The 18832-nt window shown below is 72.4% G+C and carries 16 protein-coding genes and 1 pseudogene; 9 read left to right on the top strand and 8 right to left on the bottom strand.

The genetic code is table 11. From position 1 onward, the window contains the following. Positions 1–114 precede the first annotated feature (114 nt). The 5 genes from V1633_RS15230 (at position 115) to ctaD (ending at position 6038) form a co-directional block, all read left to right on the top strand. Entirely contained in the window at positions 115–1047 is a 933-nt protein-coding gene (locus V1633_RS15230) for a quinone oxidoreductase family protein (protein ID WP_331214959.1), read from the top strand. 154 nt (positions 1048–1201) lie between these two features. Next, positions 1202–2209, top strand: coding sequence for a glucosyl-3-phosphoglycerate synthase (locus V1633_RS15225; protein ID WP_331214958.1), 1008 nt, complete (start codon positions 1202–1204; stop codon positions 2207–2209). Between the two features lie 49 nt (positions 2210–2258). After that, complete coding sequence (locus tag V1633_RS15220) at positions 2259–3422, top strand: glycosyltransferase (protein ID WP_331214957.1); 1164 nt, start codon at positions 2259–2261, stop codon at positions 3420–3422. Next, entirely contained in the window at positions 3419–3874 is a 456-nt protein-coding gene (locus V1633_RS15215; RefSeq protein ID WP_331214956.1) for a DUF4383 domain-containing protein, read from the top strand. Before V1633_RS15220 ends, V1633_RS15215 begins: the two co-directional genes overlap by 4 nt. 136 nt (positions 3875–4010) lie before the next feature. Continuing rightward, complete coding sequence (ctaD, locus tag V1633_RS15210; RefSeq protein WP_331214955.1) at positions 4011–6038, top strand: aa3-type cytochrome oxidase subunit I; 2028 nt, start codon at positions 4011–4013, stop codon at positions 6036–6038. Positions 6039–6054: 16 nt separating this feature from the next. Here ctaD and V1633_RS15205 read toward each other — a convergent pair whose 3' ends face one another. The 4 genes from V1633_RS15205 to V1633_RS15190 form a co-directional block, all read right to left on the bottom strand. Further along, on the bottom strand, positions 6055–7194 hold the full coding sequence (locus V1633_RS15205) for a SigB/SigF/SigG family RNA polymerase sigma factor (RefSeq protein ID WP_331214954.1): 1140 nt from the start codon (positions 7192–7194) through the stop codon (positions 6055–6057). A 253-nt stretch (positions 7195–7447) separates the two neighbouring features. Then, positions 7448–8851: a hypothetical protein gene (locus V1633_RS15200; RefSeq protein WP_331215201.1), complete on the bottom strand. Its 1404-nt coding sequence runs from the start codon at positions 8849–8851 to the stop codon at positions 7448–7450. A gap of 120 nt (positions 8852–8971) precedes the next feature. After that, positions 8972–10846 carry a thiamine pyrophosphate-binding protein gene (locus tag V1633_RS15195; RefSeq protein WP_331214953.1) on the bottom strand — a complete coding sequence of 625 codons (1875 nt, stop codon included), beginning with the start codon at positions 10844–10846 and terminating at the stop codon, positions 8972–8974. 16 nt (positions 10847–10862) lie between these two features. Continuing rightward, positions 10863–11990, bottom strand: a complete 1128-nt coding sequence (locus V1633_RS15190) for a baeRF2 domain-containing protein (protein WP_331214952.1) — start codon at positions 11988–11990, stop codon at positions 10863–10865. 175 nt (positions 11991–12165) lie between these two features. On the opposite strand from V1633_RS15190, the gene V1633_RS15185 reads away from it, so the two are divergent. Further along, positions 12166–12711, top strand: a complete 546-nt coding sequence (locus V1633_RS15185) for a hypothetical protein (RefSeq protein ID WP_331214951.1) — start codon at positions 12166–12168, stop codon at positions 12709–12711. A gap of 141 nt (positions 12712–12852) precedes the next feature. Here the strand turns inward: V1633_RS15185 and V1633_RS15180 are convergent, their stop codons facing one another. Then, complete coding sequence (locus V1633_RS15180; protein WP_331214950.1) at positions 12853–13215, bottom strand: DUF3817 domain-containing protein; 363 nt, start codon at positions 13213–13215, stop codon at positions 12853–12855. A 181-nt stretch (positions 13216–13396) separates the two neighbouring features. On the opposite strand from V1633_RS15180, the pseudogene V1633_RS15175 reads away from it, so the two are divergent. Continuing rightward, positions 13397–14242 (top strand): annotated as a pseudogene (locus V1633_RS15175) (DMT family transporter); the annotation flags it as partial. A 115-nt stretch (positions 14243–14357) separates the two neighbouring features. On the opposite strand, the gene V1633_RS15170 reads toward V1633_RS15175, so the two are convergent. After that, on the bottom strand, positions 14358–15425 hold the full coding sequence (locus V1633_RS15170) for a PrsW family intramembrane metalloprotease (protein WP_331214949.1): 1068 nt from the start codon (positions 15423–15425) through the stop codon (positions 14358–14360). An 85-nt stretch (positions 15426–15510) separates the two neighbouring features. Here V1633_RS15170 and V1633_RS15165 point away from each other — a divergent pair, with 85 nt between their 5' ends. After that, positions 15511–16032: a hypothetical protein gene (locus tag V1633_RS15165; RefSeq protein ID WP_331214948.1), complete on the top strand. Its 522-nt coding sequence runs from the start codon at positions 15511–15513 to the stop codon at positions 16030–16032. After that, positions 16029–16433: a transcriptional regulator gene (locus V1633_RS15160; protein ID WP_331214947.1), complete on the top strand. Its 405-nt coding sequence runs from the start codon at positions 16029–16031 to the stop codon at positions 16431–16433. Before V1633_RS15165 ends, V1633_RS15160 begins: the two co-directional genes overlap by 4 nt. A 56-nt stretch (positions 16434–16489) precedes the next feature. Here V1633_RS15160 and V1633_RS15155 read toward each other — a convergent pair whose 3' ends face one another. Next, positions 16490–17662, bottom strand: a complete 1173-nt coding sequence (locus V1633_RS15155) for a zinc-dependent alcohol dehydrogenase (protein WP_331214946.1) — start codon at positions 17660–17662, stop codon at positions 16490–16492. 25 nt (positions 17663–17687) lie between these two features. Next, positions 17688–18626 carry an SRPBCC family protein gene (locus tag V1633_RS15150; protein WP_331214945.1) on the bottom strand — a complete coding sequence of 313 codons (939 nt, stop codon included), beginning with the start codon at positions 18624–18626 and terminating at the stop codon, positions 17688–17690. Positions 18627–18832 lie beyond the last annotated feature (206 nt).

Genomic DNA, 18832 nt, shown 5'->3' with positions numbered 1-18832 from the left:
CTACCGAAAACGGTTGGGACATCCCAAGGAAATGGGCTTATCGTTGGGATGTCCCAACCGATCGGCCCGGATCCAACGAAGATTCGGACCTCCCCGACGAACAGGAACGATCTCATGCGTCAGATCCGCTTCCATTCCTACGGCGGACCGGAGGTCCTCCGCCTCGAGGAGGCGCCCGTCCCCAAGCCCGGACCGGACGACCTGCTGGTCCGGACCGGGTCGATCGGGGTGACCCTGCCTGCGGTGCGCCGGGTCCGCGGCGAGGGCCGGCCACCGCTGCCCGGAGTCCTCGGAGGGGAGATCGCCGGAGAGGTCGTCGCGGTGGGCACCCGGGTCACCGGCTTCACGGTCGGCGACCGCGTCACCTCGCTCACCTTCACCGGCTCCTACGCCGATCTGGTGCTGGCCCCCGCCGCGCTGGCCAGCCGGATCCCCGACCATGCCAGCGACGTGCAGGCGGTCGCGCTGGTCCGGGGCGGGCACCTCGCCCTCGCCCTGCTCGCCACGGCCGGGCCGGCCGCCACCGGGTCCGTACTGATCACCGGAGCGGCGAGTGGTGCCGGGCACCTGGCGGTCCAGTTGGCCAAGCGCCAGGGGATCAGCCGGGTGGTGGCGGCGGTGAGCAGCCCGGCCAAGGCGGAGTTCCTGCGCGGCCTCGGCGCGGACGAGGTGGTCACGTACGGGAGCGCCGACTGGGGCGATCCGGTCGACGTGGTACTCGACGGCGTCGGTGGCGACCTGCTGCCCCGGGCGCTGGCGGCGGTTGCCCCCGGCGGGCGGTTGCTCTTCTTCAACTCCGGTGGCGGCACGGTGCCCGCGTTCGACCTGCTCGCCGGTGCCAAGAGCATCACCGGATTCACCATGGCCCGGTTCGTCGACACCAGGCGGGACCTGTACGACCGGCACCACGAGCACCTCTGGCAACTGCACCGGGACGGCGGGCTGCGGGCGGTCGTACACGCGGAGATACCGCTCACCGAGGCGGCGACGGCACACGAGCTCATCGAGGCCCGCGCGAACCTCGGAAAGGTGGTGCTACGGCCCTGAGCCACCGGCCGCCGGGGCCGGCGGCCGGTCGCCCGGTCGGCGGGAGACGGGCCGGCCGCGGCGCCGGTTAGAGACCGGCCGGCGGGGAAAGCCGTGGGGCTGCACCGGAGGCCCGACAGGGCTCCGGCCGAGGCACTCTGGGGAGGTCGGTCCCATGCGGCGCTCGCGAACGGCCGTGTCACCAGCGCTCGAAGCATGGTCCACCCGCCGTACCGGCGCGGCCGAACAGTGGACGGCCCGACAACTCGCCCACATGAAGGGCGACCGGACGGTCAGCGTGGTCATCCCGGCAAGGGACGAGGAGGCGACGGTCGGGGCGATCGTCGCGGCGATCCGGGCGTACCTGGTCGAGGAGGTCTCGCTGGTCGACGAGCTGGTGGTGGTCGACTCCCGGTCCCGGGACGCGACCGCCGCGGTGGCCACGGCGGCCGGGGCGCGGGTGATCAGCCAGGACGAGATGACCCGGGGCCTGCCGCGACTCGACGGCAAGGGTGACGCGCTCTGGGCCGGTCTGGCCGGTTCCGACGGTGACGTGGTCGCCTTCATCGACGCCGACCTGCGGGAGTTCCGCCCGCACTTCGTCACCGGACTGCTCGGCCCGCTGCTCAGCGACCCGTCGGTCTCGTTCGTGAAGGGCTTCTACCACCGGCCGCTGGTCGGCACCAGCGGCATCGAGGCGGAGGGCGGCGGACGGGTGACCGAGCTGGTGGCCCGGCCGCTGTTCAACCTCTTCTGGCCGGAGCTGGCCGGCTTCGTCCAACCACTGGCCGGCGAGTACGCCGGCCGCCGGGACGTGCTGGAGCGGGTCCCGTTCGTCTCCGGGTACGGCGTCGAGACCGCGATGCTGATCGACCTGCTGGAGATGTGCGGCCTGGACTCGCTCGCCCAGGTCGACCTCGGCGAACGGCTGCACCGGCACCAGGACACCGAGGCGCTCGGCCGGATGTCCGGGCAGATCCTGCACACGGTGTGGCAGCGGCTGTGCCGGCGTGGCTGGGTCAACGGGGACGAGCCGCCGGCCAACCTGCTCGTCCAGTTCCGCCGGGACGGTCGTACCGCGCTGCCGAACCTCGACCGGGAGATCGTGGTCAGCGACGTCTCGGTCCGGGAGCGGCCGCCCCTGGTCGAGCTGCGGGAGTCGCTGCGCGGAGCACCGGTGTGACCGGCCGGGCCGGTGCGGGCGGCGGGCGACCGGACGGGAGGGGCCGGGGATGGGGCTGACCGTGCTGATGAACGCCGGGCCGTGGCTGGCCGTACCGCCACCCGGGTACGGCGGCATCGAGAACGTGGTCGCCACGCTCGTACCCGAGCTGCGCCGGCTCGGCGTGCGGGTGGTGCTCGCCTCGGTCGGGGAGAGCACGCTGGAGGTCGACGACCTGATCTCGGTCTTCCCCGACGGCCAGTTCGCCGCGCTGCAGCGCCCGTACAACCAGGTGATGGGGGTCGCCCACGCACACCAGAACGCGGTGGTCCGGGCGGTCCGGGAACGCGACGACATCGACCTGGTACACGACCACGTCGAGGCGGTCGGGCTGGCCGTCCTCACCGCGATGGGGCCACGGGCCCGCCCCGCCCTGCACACCCTGCACTGGGACCTGGGCAAACACCCCGACCTCTACGGTCACGTCGACGGCGGCGACCGGGTACGGGTCAACGGCGTCTCCGCGGCCCAGCTCGCCCGGGCCCCGCAGGCGCTGCGCGAACACGCGGTCGGGCACGTCCACCTGGCCACCCCGCTGGCCGTCGACGCGGAACGCCGGCCGCCCGGCGACAAGGCCGACCATCTGGTGGTCCTCGGCCGGATCACCCCCGGCAAGGGGCAGCATCTCGGGGCGCGGCTGGCCCACGAGGCCGGGTTCGACCTGGTGCTGGCCGGGCCGGTCGGGCCGTACCGGCGACCGGAGGAACTGGCGGCCGCCGGGCCGGAGGCGGGGCAGAACCCGGACGTCCGGTACTGGCGCGAGCAGGTGGCGCCGCTGGTCGACGACGTACGGGTGCGCTGGGTCGGCATGGTGGCCGGTGCCGCGCGGGACGAGTTGGTGGCGAACGCCCGGGCGAGTCTCTTCCCGCTCTGCTGGGAGGAGCCGGGCGGAACGGCGGTGATCGAATCGTTGGCCCTGGGCACCCCGGTGGTCGCGGTCGGTCGCGGCTGCCTGCCCGAACTCATCGAGCACGGCCGGACCGGGCTGCTCGCGGACGACGGCGACGGTCTGGCCGACCTGGTGGCCGACGTCGCCCGGCTCGACGAGCGGGAGTGCCGGCGGGAGGCCGGTCAGCGGTTCACCCCGGCGACCATGGCGCGGCGCTACGTCGAGCTGTACGAACAGGTGCGCCGGTTGCCGACGACCAGCGCGTCCGGAGGTGGTGGGAGATGAATCGGCACAGTTCCACGGCCACCCGGCCGACAACGGCGAAATCCCCGCTCAGCACCGCCGCGATCACGGTCGCCTTCGTCTTCCTGGCGATCGGGGTGCTCGGCTTCATCCCGGACGTCACCAGCGACTTCGAAGACCTGGGGATGGCCGCCCGGCGTTCCGAGGCCCACCTCTTCGGCATCTTCCGGGTCTCGATGCTGCACAACCTCATCCACCTGGTGACCGGGGTGGTCGGGCTGGCGTTGGCGCGTACCGCCACCGGGGCCCGGGTCTTCCTGGTCGGCGCCGGCGCGTTCTACCTGGTGCTCTGGGTCTACGGGTTGGCGATCGACCAGGGCAGCGCCGCCAACTTCATCCCGGTGAACACCGCCGACAACTGGCTGCACTTCGGGCTCGGGGTGGTGATGATCGGGCTCAGCCTGTTGACCGGCCGCCGCCGCGACCGCTCCTGACCCGGCACCGGGTCGAGTCCGCTTTCGGGCTTTCATAGCAGAAAAATGGTAATTTTCCGCAGTGCCGGGTTTTGCCATCCGGATACCGGGTAGCCGCCTTCCCGTCCTAGCTGAGCTGTCGCACGGGGTGAGTGGGATGCCGAAACGGGTGGTTACCGAACCGGGGCGGGATCGTGGGCCGCTGATCCTGGCGCCGGCGCGTACCGGGGGTTATCCGGGCCCGGTGCGCAAGGCGATCCGGGGCAGCACCCTGATCCGGCTACTCGGTACGACCGACGCGAAGCAGATCGGGCTGCTCTACCTGACCACCGGCTTCGCGTTCTTCATCATCGCCGGGATCATGGCGATGCTGATGCGGGCCGAACTCGCCCGGCCGAGGCTGCAGTTCCTCTCCACGGAGCAGTACAACCAGCTCTTCACCGCGCACGGCACGATCATGCTGCTGCTCTTCGCCACGCCGCTGGCGTTCGCGTTCGGCAACTACATCGTGCCGCTGCAGATCGGCGCGCCGGACGTGGCGTTCCCCCGACTGAACGCGCTGGCGTACTGGCTCTACCTGTGCGGCGGATCGATCGTGGTGGGTGGCTTCTTCACCCCGGGCGGCTCGGCCGACTTCGGCTGGACCGCGTACACCCCGCTCAGCCTCGACCAGCACTCCCCCGGCATCGGGCCGGACATGTGGGTGATCGGGCTGGTCCTGTCGGGTCTCGGCACCATCCTCGGCGCGGTCAACCTGATCACCACGATCCTCACCCTGCGGGCGCCCGGGATGACCCTGTTCCGGATGCCGATCTTCACCTGGAACATGCTCTTCACCAGCCTGCTGGTGGTGCTGGTCTTCCCACTGCTGGCCGCAGCGCTGTTGGCGCTCTACGCCGACCGGCGACTCAACGCGCAGGTCTACGACCCGTCGACCGGCGGGCCGCTGCTCTGGCAGCACCTGTTCTGGTTCTTCGGCCATCCTGAGGTCTACATCGTCGCGCTGCCGTTCTTCGGCATCATCACGGAGATCATTCCGGTCTTCGCCCGGAAACCGATCTTCGGCTACAAGGGTCTGGTCCTCGCCACCATCGCGATCACGATCCTGTCGATGACCGTCTGGGCGCACCACATGTTCGGCACCGGACAGGTGCTGCTGCCGTTCTTCAGCATCCTGAGTTATCTCATCGCCGTACCGACCGGCGTCAAGTTCTTCAACTGGATCGGCACGATGTGGAAGGGGCAGCTCACCTTCGAGACACCGATGCTGTTCGCCATCGGCTTCCTGGTGACCTTCCTGCTCGGCGGTCTCACCGGCGTCCTGCTGGCCAGCCCGCCGGTCGACTTCCACACCACCGACACCTACTTCGTCGTCGCGCACTTCCACTACGTCATGTTCGGCACGATCGTCTTCGCCGCGTTCGGCGGGGTGTACTTCTGGTTCCCGAAGATGACCGGCCGCCTGCTCGACGAGCGGCTCGGCAAGTCGCACTTCTGGACGATGTTCGTCGGCTTCCACACCACGTTCCTGGTCCAGCACTGGCTGGGCACCGAGGGCATGCCCCGGCGCTACGCCGACTACCTGCCCACCGACGGCTTCACCATGCTCAACACGGTCTCCACCCTCGGTTCGTTCGTCCTCGGCGCCTCCACCCTGTTCTTCATCTACAACGTCTGGAAGTCCTGGCGGTTCGGCCGGATGGTGGACGTCGACGACCCCTGGGGCTTCGGCAACTCCCTGGAGTGGTCCACCAGCTGCCCCCCGCCGCTGCGCAACTTCGACCGGATGCCCCGGATCCGCTCCGAGCGCCCCGCCTTCGACGACAAGTACGGGCCCCTCGTCGCCGACCTCGGACGGGACCTGCCGCAACGCACCACCCGGCCGCCCCAGCACCTCCGCGAGGAACTGCACCACGAGACCCGGCACCCGGAGGCGGAGGTGCCGAGCCCGGAGGGCGCGCACGGGGCCCCGGCGGCGGTCGACCACCACCCGCCGGCCCGTTCCGGCGCCCGGCCCATCGACGTACCGGAGCCGGACGAGGTACGCCGGCCGGCGTTCGAACCGGCCGAACTCGACCAGTCCATCGACAGCGCCGACCGGGGCGGCGCGGAGAGTCCGCGCTGGCGGACCGGACGCGCCCGCAGCGAGGCGGAGGAGACGAGGGCGGAGGAAGAAGAGCGGTGAGCAGTGGACCGGCAGGTCAGTCAGCGGGCAGCGCGACCAGGCCGGCGGAGTTGAGCGCGGGCTGGACCGCCGGCTGCGCCCGGGCCAGCCGCCAGCGCACCCCGGCACGGTGTGCCGCGTCCCGTCCGGCGACCAGCGCGGCCAACGCCGGCCCGTCGAGCCGGTCGATGTCGGTGAGGTCGATCGCCACCTCCGCCGGATCCCCGTCGGAGACCGCCTCCACCACCGTCTGACGCAACTGCTCGGCGATGTCCCGGTCGACCTCCCCGGTCACCTCGACCACCACCCGGTCGCCGGTCTGCCGGACCGAGAGCCGGGCCGACGGACCGGCCGACTCCCCGTTACCGGACTGCCAGGGCGCGGGCGCGTCGGCAAGCATCGCCTGCCGGAGCCAGGTGAGCGCGCGGGAGAGCAGCCGGGAGACGTGCATCTGCGAGATCCCGAACCGGGCGGCGATCTCGGCCTGGGTCTGGTTGCCGTAGAAGCGCATGGCGAGGATCCGCCGTTCCCGCCACGGCAACCGGCCGAGCAGTCCGCTGACCGTGACCCGGTCGTCCACCGACTCCAGGTCGCTGTCGGATTCGCCGACCAGGTCGCCGAACTCGGCCGAACTCTCCCCGCCGACAGGCGCGTTGAGCGAGGCCGGGCTGTAGCCGGCGGCGGACTCGAGGGCGGCCAGGATCTCCTCCTCCGGGGTCTCCAGCCGCGCGGCCAGTTCCGCCACGCTGGGCGCCCGGGACAACTCGCTGGTCAGCGCCGCCGTCGCCTGCCCCACCTCCAGGATCAGGTCCCGCAACCGTCGGGGTACGTGCACACCCCAGGTCCGGTCCCGGAAGTGCCGCTTTATCTCGCCGACGATGGTGATGGCCGCGTACGCGGTGAAGGAACCCCGTTCCGGGTCATACCGGTCGACCGCGTTGACCAGACCCAACCGGGCCACCTGTTCGAGATCCTCCAACGGCTCACCGCGCCCCCGGTAACGGCGGGCCAGCCGTCCGGCGAACGGCAGGGCGAACCGCACGAGGTCGTCCCGGGCCTCCTGCCGTCGTTCCGGTGGCAGGCCGGCGATTCTCGCGGCGTACGCCAGCGCGGCGGCGTCCAGGTCCTCCAGTCCGCGCTCCGCCGGTGGTGTGGTGGTGGTGATCTGTCCGAACATCCGCGCCTCCCTCAGGAGTCCCCCGCCCGGGATGCACAACCGGTCATCGGATGCCGAACACGGCAGCCAGCCGGAAGCGAACATGCAGTCGAGTACGTGCGAGCGGACACCGCTGACCCCAACAAAGCGTGGTCGACCGGTCGCAGTCGGCGTTCTTCCCGCTCTGTAGGTACTCAATCACGAGACGTGACTACTGCGCGGACTTTTGCCGGCGGCCGCGTTCCCGCACGCCCGGACGACGCCGGTCACCGGCTCAGCAGACCCGCAGCCCCTGTCGGGAACCGTTGTCCCGCAGCCCGTCCAGCGCCTCAGTCGCCCGCAGCGGGGTCGGGGCGGGCAGGTCGTACGGCTGGTTCCGGAGCACCTCGGTGGCGTGCCGGGTGGCCACCGAGGCCACCGGGTAACCGCGCGAGGCCATCCGGTCCAGGGACCGACGGCGCCGGCCGAACGAGGCGACCGCGAGCCACTGCGGCAACCCGGCGAACGCCGGTGACCGCATCCCGGGTGGTTCGGGCAGGACGTCCAACGAGCTGAACGGGCTGCTGCCGGCGAGCCACCACTCCGCGCCGGTCACGCTGCGCCGACTGGCGTTCTCGCACCAGTACGGCACGAGGCCGGCCCGGATCACCTGCCACGGGTCGATCAGCCGACCACACTCCACCACGCAGCGGTCACCGCTCTTGCCGGCGCCACGCAGCCAACCCCGGTACACGTCGGCGGTGGCCGCGCTCAACAGCTCCGGCTCCGGGAAGAGAACCCGGTGGACCGGGTTGCCGGCCGCCCCCGCCCAGTCCAGCAGGCTGTTCTCGAAGCCCGCCTCCACCCCCTGCTCGGCGTGCCCCGGTCGGCCCGAGTCCGGGGCGTCCCAACTGGAGCCGTCGCCGCCGGCCCCTCGCAGCACCTGCCCGAGCAGCGCGCTGTCCGGCCGGAAGTCGCCGGGTTCCAGGCCACTGGCCGGGGTGCCGAGTTGGAAGCTGTGCCCACCGCCGACGTCCAGCACCGGCCAGGGACGAACCTCGCGGAGCAGCAGCACCGGCGCGCCGGGGGTCAGTCGGGTGCCGAGGAACTCCCGGTACGCCACGGGCAGCCGGTGCCAGTGCAGCACCAGGGACAGCGTGGATCCGGCCAGTACCCCCCGTCCCGCCGGGTCGTGTACCTGGCGGACCCGTACCCCGGGGTTGGTCCGCAGTACCGCGGCCGCCACCCGGGCGCCGAAGGCGAGTGCCCCGGCCGGGCTGTCCACGGCGCCGCCGGGCCAGTGCGCCGCGACGTCGAACCCGGCCGGCAGCCACGGCATCCCCATCGCGGCGGCCAGGTGGACCGCGGCGCCGTGTGGCGAGCCGAGCACAGCACCGGGATAGTCGCGCGTCGGATAGTGCTCCACCATCCACCGGGCCACCCGTTCGGCGTCGAGTGCGGCGACCTGGTCGGCGGTCAGCGCCGTCCGGGCCGCGGCCCTCGCCAGCGCGTTCCGCCGGACCGCCTCCGGAGCGCCGCGGAACCGCGACAGCAGCGGGTGGTAGCCGAGATCGGCGCAGTCCCGTCCCTGGACAGCCCGGGAGGCCACCGCGAGCAGCACGCGGACGGTGCTCTCGGGCGACACGGCCCGCTCCGGATCCGGTGGCACGGCACCGTTGACGGCCCGCCACTCCTGCATCTCCCGCACCGGGCTCACCTTCCCTCGGTCACTGCCGCGCGCCTTCCCGCCCGTATCGGGTCTAAACGGGCGGGAAGGCGCCATGCGAGGGAAATTCAGGGAGACAGCCGTTATGTCCGGCTATCCCAGGTTGGCGCCGTGTGCGGCCCGCTCCCGCAGGGTCCGGGCCCGCGACTGGAGGGCGGCGGCGTCCGCACCGGCGCCGTCGGCGGCGAGCCCACGCAGGTCGGCGAACGGGCGCTCCGGTGGGTCCAACGGGATCGTGGCGTCGACCACCGCCTCGATCAGCGTCGGCCGGTCGGCCGCGATCGCCTCCTCCCAGGCCGCCCCGACCAGTTCCGGCCGGTCGACCCGGATGCCGTGCAGACCGAGCAGCCGGGCCCAGCCGGCGTACGGGATGTCGCCGGTCCGGACCACCTCGGGCGTGGGCAGGCCCGAACCGGCCGGCCGGTCCAATTCCGCCCCGGTCGCCCGGGCCGGCGCGTCCACCGCGCCACGCTCCTCCGGGTCCGGGTCGCCGGCCCGCCCACCCCGGTCCCCGTTGTTGAGCACCAGCACCACAAAGCGCGGATCGGGCCACTCCGGCCAGCGCTGCGCCACGGTGATCAGCTCGGCCAGTCCGCTGGACTGCATGGCGCCGTCGCCGAGCAGCGCGAAGACCGGACGGTCCGACGCGGCGAGTTTGGCCGCGACCGCGTACGGCAGGGCGGAGCCGACCGAGGCCAGCGTGCCGCACAGGTGCGCCTGGACCCCGGGCGGCAACTGCAGGTGCCGGGCGTACCAGTAGGTCACCGAGCCGACGTCGACCGTCACCGACGCGTCGACCGGCAGCCGGGACGAGAGTTCGTGCAGGACCAGCCGGGGATTCACCCGCCGGGCCGGTGCGTCGGCCCGCGCGCTCGACTCGGTCCGGGCCCGGTCGACGGCGATCTCGATGGTGTCCCGCCAGTCCCGGTTGTTGCGGGCCGGGATCCGGTCCAGCAGCCCGCGCAGCGTCTCCCGGGCGTCGCCGATCAGCGGTACGTCGATCGGGTACCGGGTGGCCAGCCGGCTGCCGTCGATGTCGATCTGCACCGCGGTCGCCTGCCCCGGCACCGGGTAGTAGCCGGTCCACGGGTCGTTGGTGCCGATCATCAACAGGGTGTCGCAGCCCGCCATCAACTGCGCGCTGGCCTCGGTGCCGACCTGTCCCAGCACCCCCGTGTGGTACGGCAGCCGCTCGTCGAGGACCGGCTTGCCGAGCAGGGAGGTGGCCACTCCGGCGTCGATCCGGTCGGCCAGCTCCACGATCTCGTCGGCGGCGCCGTACCCGCCCTGACCGACCAGGATGGCCACCCGCTGCCCGGCGGCGAGGAGTTGGGCGGCGGCGTTCAGGTCCTGTTCGTGCGGCACCACCCGGGCCGGCGGCAACCCGGGCGACGCGGCGATCACGCCGCCGCCGTCCGGGTGCGGCATGCCGTCCGGCACCGCCTGGCCGAGCAGGTCGTGCGGCACCACCAGGCAGGTCGGGCTCCGGGTCGAGACGGCGGTACGGATCGCCTGGTCGACCAGGTACGGCACCTGCTCGCCCACCGCCGCGATCCGGAGGAACTGGGAGCAGACGTCACTGAACAGCCGGGGCAGCTCGATCTCCTGGTAGGCGCTGCCCAGCGCGCTGTGTGTCTGCTGCCCGACGATCGCCACCACCGGCTTGCTGTCCAGCTTGGCGTCGTAGAGGCCGCCGAGCAGGTGCAGCGCGCCGGGCCCCTGGGTGGCCAGGCAGATCCCCACCCCGCCGGTGAACTTGGCGTGCCCGGAGGCCATGAAACCGGCCGCCTCCTCGTGCCGGGAGGGTACGAAGGCCGGGTCGCCGCCGGCCCGGTGCAACGACTCGACGATCAGCGCCACCCCCTCGCCGGGGTGGCCGAAGACCCGGGGCACCCGCCAGGCCCGCAGTCGTTCCACCACGAGATCCGCGATCGTCCGCGTCGATCCGGCCACCGTCGTCCGACCCATCGCCGACCTCCCCCGCTCAGCCACGGCCACCGCCGGCCGGCGTGCTGGCGTCCACGTACCGCAGCACGGCGCCGACCCCGTCGGTGAGGTCCGGCGCCTGGTCCGGGTCGAGCACGGTCACCCCGGCGTCGGTGCCGGACAGCGCCCGCAGCAGCGCGGCGTCGGCACGCACCCGCACCGGTTCGGCGACCGACATCGCCCGCAGTTCGTCGGCGGACAGCGCGATGTCGGTCGGTTCCGGACCGATCCAGAGCTGCTCGGTCGAGGAGGGGTCGTCGACGATCAGCATGGTGTCGACCTGACTGCGCTGCAACGCGGTGACCACCGCGTCCAGCCCCTCGCCGACCTGCTGCTGCATGCCGAACTTGTCGAGGGCGACGTCGGTGTGCGCGGCGGCGACCTCGGCGATCGCCTGCACGGTGACGTCGTCCAGCCCACCCTGGTCGGCTCCGGCGGCCAGGAAACCGGCGTCGGTCTGCACCATCCGGTCCTGCCAGAACTCCGGCAGCTGGTCCGCGAGCAGCTGCCGGGCCCGGGTCTCGCCGGCGATCACGATCACCTCGGCGCCGACCCGCTCGGCGAGTTCGGCGGTGGCCGCCGCGGCGTCCCCGGCGTTGCGCTGCCACGACAGCTGCGCCCCCTGCTGGAAGTGCCGCTGCGACCAGCCGCCCGGGTCGACCTTGCGGATCGGCCACTGGTTGCCGCCCTTGACGTGCGCGTGTCGCGGTACGCCGCCGGCGCTCACCCCGGTCACCTCCGCCCCGGTCCGGTTGGTCAGCACCCGGACCCAGGGGATCTGGTCGCGGCGCTGGGCGACCAGCGGCATGGTGTGCGCGACCGGCCCGTACGCGGCGATGTCCTTCAGCGGTGGGGCGGGAAGGTACTCGGTCAGGGTCACCCGGCCGTCGGTCGCGAACGCGGCGAGCCCGTAGTCGCCGGGCATCGGCTCGTGTCCACGGACCACGTCGTCCAGGGCGGCGAGCGTGGCCCGGTCGGTCCCCTGTTCCGCCAGACGTTCCTGGAGGTTGCGCCACCGTACGTCGAGGGCGGCGTGGGCGTCGTGGGTGTCCCGGGACGCGTCGAGGTAAACCGACGCCCAAGGGCCGGGACGGGCACAGATCGGGCGTAGGAAGGACAGCTGCATCGGTCGTCCCCTCTCCAAGCTCGTTCCGCCGGATACCCACGCCGCTCCGCTTGTCACCTCGACCGCTCGACCCGGTGCTCCGGTCACGCTCTGGTGAACCGATTCACTCACTCCGCATTCATTCCTCATGATCGATACAATTCGTCACGGGGAGCGGACTCTCGGTGGTGAGGGCATGGATCATGAACTGTTTCCCGAGCGGGTCGCCTGGCGTACCGGCCCGGTCATCACCGGCCACGTGGTCCGGTTGCTCGAGGGCTACTCCCGGGAGCTCCGGGTCGGGCAGCCGGTACTGGTCGCGGTACTGGGCACCGCCGGCCTGTTCCGGGTGACGCTGCTGCTGCTCGCCTCGGTGCTGCGGGCGGGAGCCGCCGGTGGTGCCCGGCGGCGCTGGACGGAGCTTCGCAAGGGGCCCGAGTTCCTGGTCACCCCGCTGCGGCTGCGGGACGACACCGGGGTGCTCTGCGAGTTGGAGATCCACGGCCACCTGCCGCAGAGCGCCCTGGAGCCCAGGGACCACATCCAGGTCACCGTGCGCTCACAGAAGGACGCCGGACTTGCCCCCCGGGTGGAGAAGATCGTCAACCTCACCACCGGGCAACTGCTCACCCCCCGCGTCCCGACCGTCTGGTCACACCTCGGACCGGCGCTGCTGCTCCAGGCCGTGATCGGACTCCTGCTGGTCGGCGGCATCACCGCCGGGATCGTCCTGGCCACCTGACCCGGTGGCCGGGCGCCGGCCGTCTCCGGCGGCAGCGCGGGGTGGGACACCTGAGACGGTCGGCCGCAACGGACCGGTGGGACGGTTCGACGCGGGGTGGGACCCCTGGCGCGGTCGACGGGGACCGGCCGGCGGGAACGGTCAGCGCGGGGTCGACGCCGGCTCGGGCCGCGCCGCCGACCTGGCGGGGGACGTCCCGGCGGGCCCGGTCAGCAGGCCCCGTCGACGGGCCCACCGTTCGAAACCGAGGGTGGCGAACGGCGGCACGGCGCAGACCAGCGCGGCGCCGACGGTCAGCCAGCCCCAGCGGTGCAGCCGGCCCACCACCAGGACCAGAGCGACGTACGCGATGAACAGGCCACCGTGTACCGGACCGAAGATCTTGACACCGATCTCGTTGCCCGGCGGGCCGTACTTGACCGCCATGCCGACCAGCAGGGCGAGCCAGGATCCCGCCTCCGCGATCGCGGCCAGCACGAACAGTCGTACCGCAGTCCGGTTCATTCCGCTCCCGTCCTCGTCCCCGACGGCACAGCTTAGGCGACCCGACCCGGCCGGCTCCGGCGAACCGACTCACCGGCCGCGTGGAGGAGCGGCTCGCCCTTGCGGGGGAGGACAACCGGCCGGGCCTACACCTGGGGTCGTACCCGTGATGCCGACCACGGGGTGACGCCGAAGCGGCACGGTGGGTGGATCATGTTTACATGACGACCAATCGTCCCTGGCGCCGACCGTGAGCGGGTTGGCGCTGTCGATCGCCCTCTCGGTCGCCTCGGCGGCCGCGTACGCGGCCGCGGCGGTGCTGCAGGAACGACTCGCCGCCCAGGCGGCGCCGACGCTGGTCACCGGCCGCGGCTACCTGGCCACCGTCCTCGGCCGGCTCCGCTGGTGGGGCTCGGTGGGCCTGAACGGCGCCGGGGCCGCCCTGCACGTGGCGGCGCTGGCGTACGGGCCACTCTCCGTGGTGCAGCCGCTGGGCGTGCTGACCCTGGTCCTCGCCCTTCCGATCGGGGCGGCGGCGATCGGTCGCCGGGCCTCCGCCCGACAGTGGCTCGGTGCGGGCGTGACCATGGCCGGACTGGTCGCCCTGCTCGCGGTGACCCTGCCCGGGGCCGGAGTGCACGAACTGCGTACCGGTCAGGGGTGGTTGTTGACCGTCGTCGCGACGGCGTGTGTGGCCGGGCTGGTGCTGGCCGGCCGGGCCGCCCGCTCGGCGGTGCCGCGCAGTCTGCTCGTCGCGACCGCGGCCGGCATCGCCTTCGCGGTCGCCTCCGCCCTCACCCAGCTGGTGTCCCAGCTCATCGGCGGAACCGGGTCGGTCGTGGCGACGGCGGGCCTGCTGCTGGCGCTGGCCGGCATGGCCACCGCCGGACTGCTCCTGTCCCAGGTGGCGTACCAGGGCGGCCTGGGCGGCCCGCTCGCCACCGTCACCCTGGCCAACCCGGTCGCCTCGGCGGTGATCGCGATCCTGTTGCTCGGCGAGCGGACCTCGGGTGGCCTCTGGGGCGTACTCGTCGCGCTGGCCGGAGCCGGGCTGGCGGCCTGGGGTGTGCTGCTGCTCGCCGCGGCGGACCGGTCAACCGCCGGTGACGGTCGACGCCGGCGCGCCCGCGGTCGGCGGGTGGCCGGCCGGAGCTCGGGCCGGTTCAGGGGCGTACGGCTCCCCTGGACCCGGTCGGCACCCGCAGGCCGGACCCCGGTCGTCCCGGTTGGTGGCGGGCGGACCGCCACAGCACCACCAGCCAGGCGACGCCGATCACGGCGACGGCCGCCAGGCCCAGTCCTTCCAACGTCGGCATCAGCACCGCCTGCGTCGAGGTCAGCAGGCCCGAGGAACCGTCCAGGCTGACCGGGGCGTCGGCGTCCCCGGTCAGCACCAGGGCCAGGAAGAGCGCGATGACGTGCATCCCGTCCCAGAGCGCGTGCAGTACGGCGACGCCCAGGTAGGCGAGGAGAAGCCGGCCCCCGACCACGAAGTGCTCCCGGGTGCTGGCCGCGAAGAGCAGACCCCCGAGGATCGCGGTCCAGAGTCCGTGCCCGACCGGTGCCACCAGCCCCCGGAGGATCTCCGTCTGCACCACCTGCACCACCGAGAGGCCCTGCACGGTGAAGAGCGCGATGAAGGCGTACCCGGCGGACTCCAGGGCGGAGAACCCGAAGCCGACGGCAGCCCCGAGGATCATCCCGTCCCGGAGGCTCTTGGTCGCCAGGTGCCGGGTCAGCAGCGCCAACGCGGCCAGCTTCGCGGCCTCCTCGATCAGACCGACGCCGAGGAAGAGCAGGACCGAGGGGCGCAGCAGGTAGGACTCCAGCACCGCGGAGGCGAGCACCCCGAGCACCCCGCCGGCGAGGAACGTCGCGAAGACGAGGCTCACCGTCACCTCGCCGGTGTCCCGCCGCTGGAAGGCCCAGGCCACGAAGGTCACCGGCACGAGGAAGCTGCCGAGCAGCACCAGGGTCGGCAGCAGGGTCGGATTGCCGGTGAGGAAGATGACCAGCACGGTGGCGAGCCAGAGCCCGAGCCCGACCAGGAAGATGCGTAACCACTGACGACGCGGGGTGACCGGGACCGCCGCCGTCCACTGCCTGCCGACGCCGTCCATCACTCCTCCGCGGGATTCCGGGTCCGGGACTGCGGCGTACCCGTTGCCGGTGACCCCGAACGTGTCGACCGCACCGGACCGACGGCGGCCACTCCGGGCGAACGTCACCACCTACTTTCCATCACGGAAAACAGGTGCTACTTTCCATATAGGAAAGCGGCGATGTCCCCCGCTGGTGCCGGACCGAGGAGGAGCAATGGTGGAACCGAACGAGGCCCGTACCGCGCTTGACGAGGTTCGGAGCCGCCAGCGACAGGTACGGACCGAGCTGGCCCGCCAGCGCCCCGTCTGGTGGTCGACCCTGCTGCTGACGGCCGGCTACTACCTCGCCCTGGCCACCCTGGACCTGCCGTTCCCGGTACCCCTGATCGGCTTCGCCGGCGGCGCCGCGCTGTTCCTCGCCGGCCACCTCGCCCAGTCCCGCCGGCAGGCGAACGGGCCCGTACGGCCCCGCCCGGACACCTTCTGGCGACCGCGCCACCTGACCCTGACCGCCGTCTGGCTGGTCGCGCTCGCCGCGGCGTACGCTCTCCCCCGGCTGGTCCTGCTGCCGGTGGTCCCGGAGGGGGTGACCTCGATACTCGCCGCCGTTCCGTCCGCCCTGCTCTTCGCCGCGATGGCCGGCTGGCAGTACGCCGCCGTCTACGGATCACCGCGCACCGCCGCCACCGGCAGCCTGGGCAATGGCGCACCCGGCACGGAGCACCCGGCACGATGACCGAGCCCCGGTTCGACGAGCTGATCCACGCCCCGGCCCGGCTCTCGCTGGTCGCCCTGCTCGCCCCCGCCGACGCGGTCGAGTTCGGCTACCTCCGCGACCAGCTCGGACTGAGCGACTCAGCCCTCTCGAAGCACATCAGCGCACTCGGCGCCGCCGGCTACGTGGCCGTGCACAAGGAGAACCGGGGTCGGGGCGTCCGACGTACCTGGCTCGCTCTCACCGACGCCGGCCAGACCGCGTTCGACGGACACGTCGCCGCGCTCGACCGGATCGTGGCGCGGGCCCGTCCGGAACGGACCGGCGGTGTGCGGCGGGGCCAGGACAACGGCACCCGACCCGACGGCGACGGGGCGGCCAGCCCTGCCGGCGGCCCACCGCCACCCCGACCACCGGACTGACCGGCGGGCGTCCCCGGTCGCCGGTGCTCGCCCGTCGGCGTCCGGGACGCACCGACTCAGGGCCGGAGCACGACCTTCAGGCACTCGTCCTGCTTCTGCCGGAACATCTCGAAGGCGATCGGCGCGTCGTCGAGGCGGAGCCGGTGGGAGATGACAAAACTCGGGTCGATCTCGCCACGACGGATCCGGTCCAGCAGCAGCCGGGTGTACCGCTGGACGTGACACTGACCGGTACGCAGCGTCAACGAGCGGTTCATCAGCGAACCGATCGGAAACTTGTCCAGGAAACCCCCGTACGCTCCGATCACCGACACCGTCCCGCCGTTGCGACAGCTCATGATCGCCTGCCGCAGCGCGTGCGGACGCTCGGTCTCCAACCGGGCCGTCTGCTTCGTCCGGTCGTAGGCGTCCAACACGCCGGACGAGTGGTGGCCCTCCATCCCGACGGCGTCGATACAGGCGTCCGGGCCCCGGCCACCGGTCATGTCCCGGAGCGCCTCGACGACGTCGACCTCCTCGTAGTTCAACGGTTCCGCCCCGGCCTGCTCCTGCGCTCTCCGCAGCCGGTACGGGAACCGGTCGATCGCGATCACCCGCTCGGCACCGAGCAGGTACGCGCTGCGCATGGCGAGCAGGCCCACCGCGCCGGCCCCCCAGACCGCGATCACCTCACCGCCGTTGATGCCGCACATCTCGGCACCCATGTAGCCGGTCGGGAAGATGTCGGAGAGGAACAGCACCTTCTCGTCCGGCAGATCGTCCGGGACCCGGAGCGGCCCCACGTCGGCGAACGGCACCCGGGCGTACTCCGCCTGGCCGCCGGCGTACCCGCCGAGCATGTGTGAGTAGCCGAAGATGCCGCCCGGCGAGTGCCCGAGCAGCTTCTCGGCGATCCCGGCGTTGGGGTTGGAGTTCTCGCAGAGCGAGTAGAGGCCGGACTGACACGCCGCGCAGTTTCCGCAGGCGATCGGGAAGGGCACCACGACCCGGTCGCCGATCCGCAGGTTACGCACCTCCGGCCCCACCTCGACGACCTCGCCCATGAACTCGTGGCCGAGCACGTCGCCCTTTTTCATCGTCGGGATGTAGCCCTGGTACAGGTGCAGGTCGGAGCCGCAGATGGCGGTACTGGTGATCTGGACGATGGCGTCCCGGGCGTTCAGGATCTGCGGATCGGGCACCTCCTCCACCCCGACAGAGTCCCGGCCCAGCCAGCAGTTCGCCTTCATGTGTCCCTCCGGGGGTCCCGAGTGCTCAGCGGGACAGCTGGTCGGCGCCGGGACGCGCCGGCTGCTGCCGTACCTGCTGACGGGTGGCCAGCCCGTCCGGACTTCCGTCCGACCGGACCACCTCACCCGTCTCGATCACCTGCTTGAAGCGGCGCAGGTCGTCCCTGATCTGCTGTCCGGGCTCCTCGCCGAAGAGCTTCGCGATCATCCGGCCCACCGATCCGCCCGGTGGCGCGTACGCCAGGTCGACCCGGACCTCGGTCCCCCGGCCACCGGCGGCCCGACTGAACCGGACCCGTCCCGCGTTCGGTACCCGGGCGCCCCTGACCGACCGCCAGGAGATCAGCTCGCTGAGGTTGTCCTCCACGATCTCCGCGTCCCACTCGACCTGCCGGCCGCCCGGCGCCCGCACGGTCCAGTGCGACCGGCCGTCGCCCTCGGCGCGCACCGACTCCAGGTGGTACATGAACCGGGGCAGATTCTCGAAGTCCCGCCAGAACCGGTAGACCTCGTCTGCCGGTCGGTTGATGGTGACCGTCGCGCTCGCCCGCAGGGCCCGACGACGGGCACCGGCCGCACGGCTGGTCAGCACCGCGGCCATCAGGTCGAGCGCGGTGACACCGGCGACCACGGCCAGGGCGACGTCGACCCGCTGCCGCCGCTCGCCACCGCGTTGTTGACGCGCCATGGCAAGGGCCGCCAGGTCCATGGCGTCACCGGCGACCCGGGACCAGACCCAGCCGGCCGGTTGGCGGCTGACCAGCAGGCCGATCCCGGACAGCAGCTCGCGGGCGCCGACGACGGGCAGTACGGCCGTCCGGGCGGTAGCCGAGTCACCCACCCCGATCAGCCGACCGACCTGGTGCGACGCACCGATCGCGGCGGCGCCGAGGCCGAGGCTCAGCACACCGAGTGCCCGTGGCAGCAGGTGGCGGGGCCGCGCGTCCCCGTCGTGGCTGTCCATCGGCGCACCACGCATCGCCCTCACGTTCGCCCCCGCCCGGCTCCGTCGACACTACCTACACTCACCGTATCCACATCAACACGATCGGCTGGCGAAACGCGGAAACCGCCGGGCCCGCTGCGCGGACGGCGGCCGCACGGCCCGGAGCACCGGGCCGGCGACGGCATGGTGTGGGGGCCGGATCCCCTGGTCCTGACCTCGTGGAA

This window comes from Plantactinospora sonchi, assembly GCF_036422035.1.
GTDB lineage: Bacteria > Actinomycetota > Actinomycetes > Mycobacteriales > Micromonosporaceae > Plantactinospora > Plantactinospora sonchi.
The sequence above is the reverse complement of the archived record's forward strand: the minus strand, read 5'-3'. Positions and strand labels throughout refer to the sequence as shown.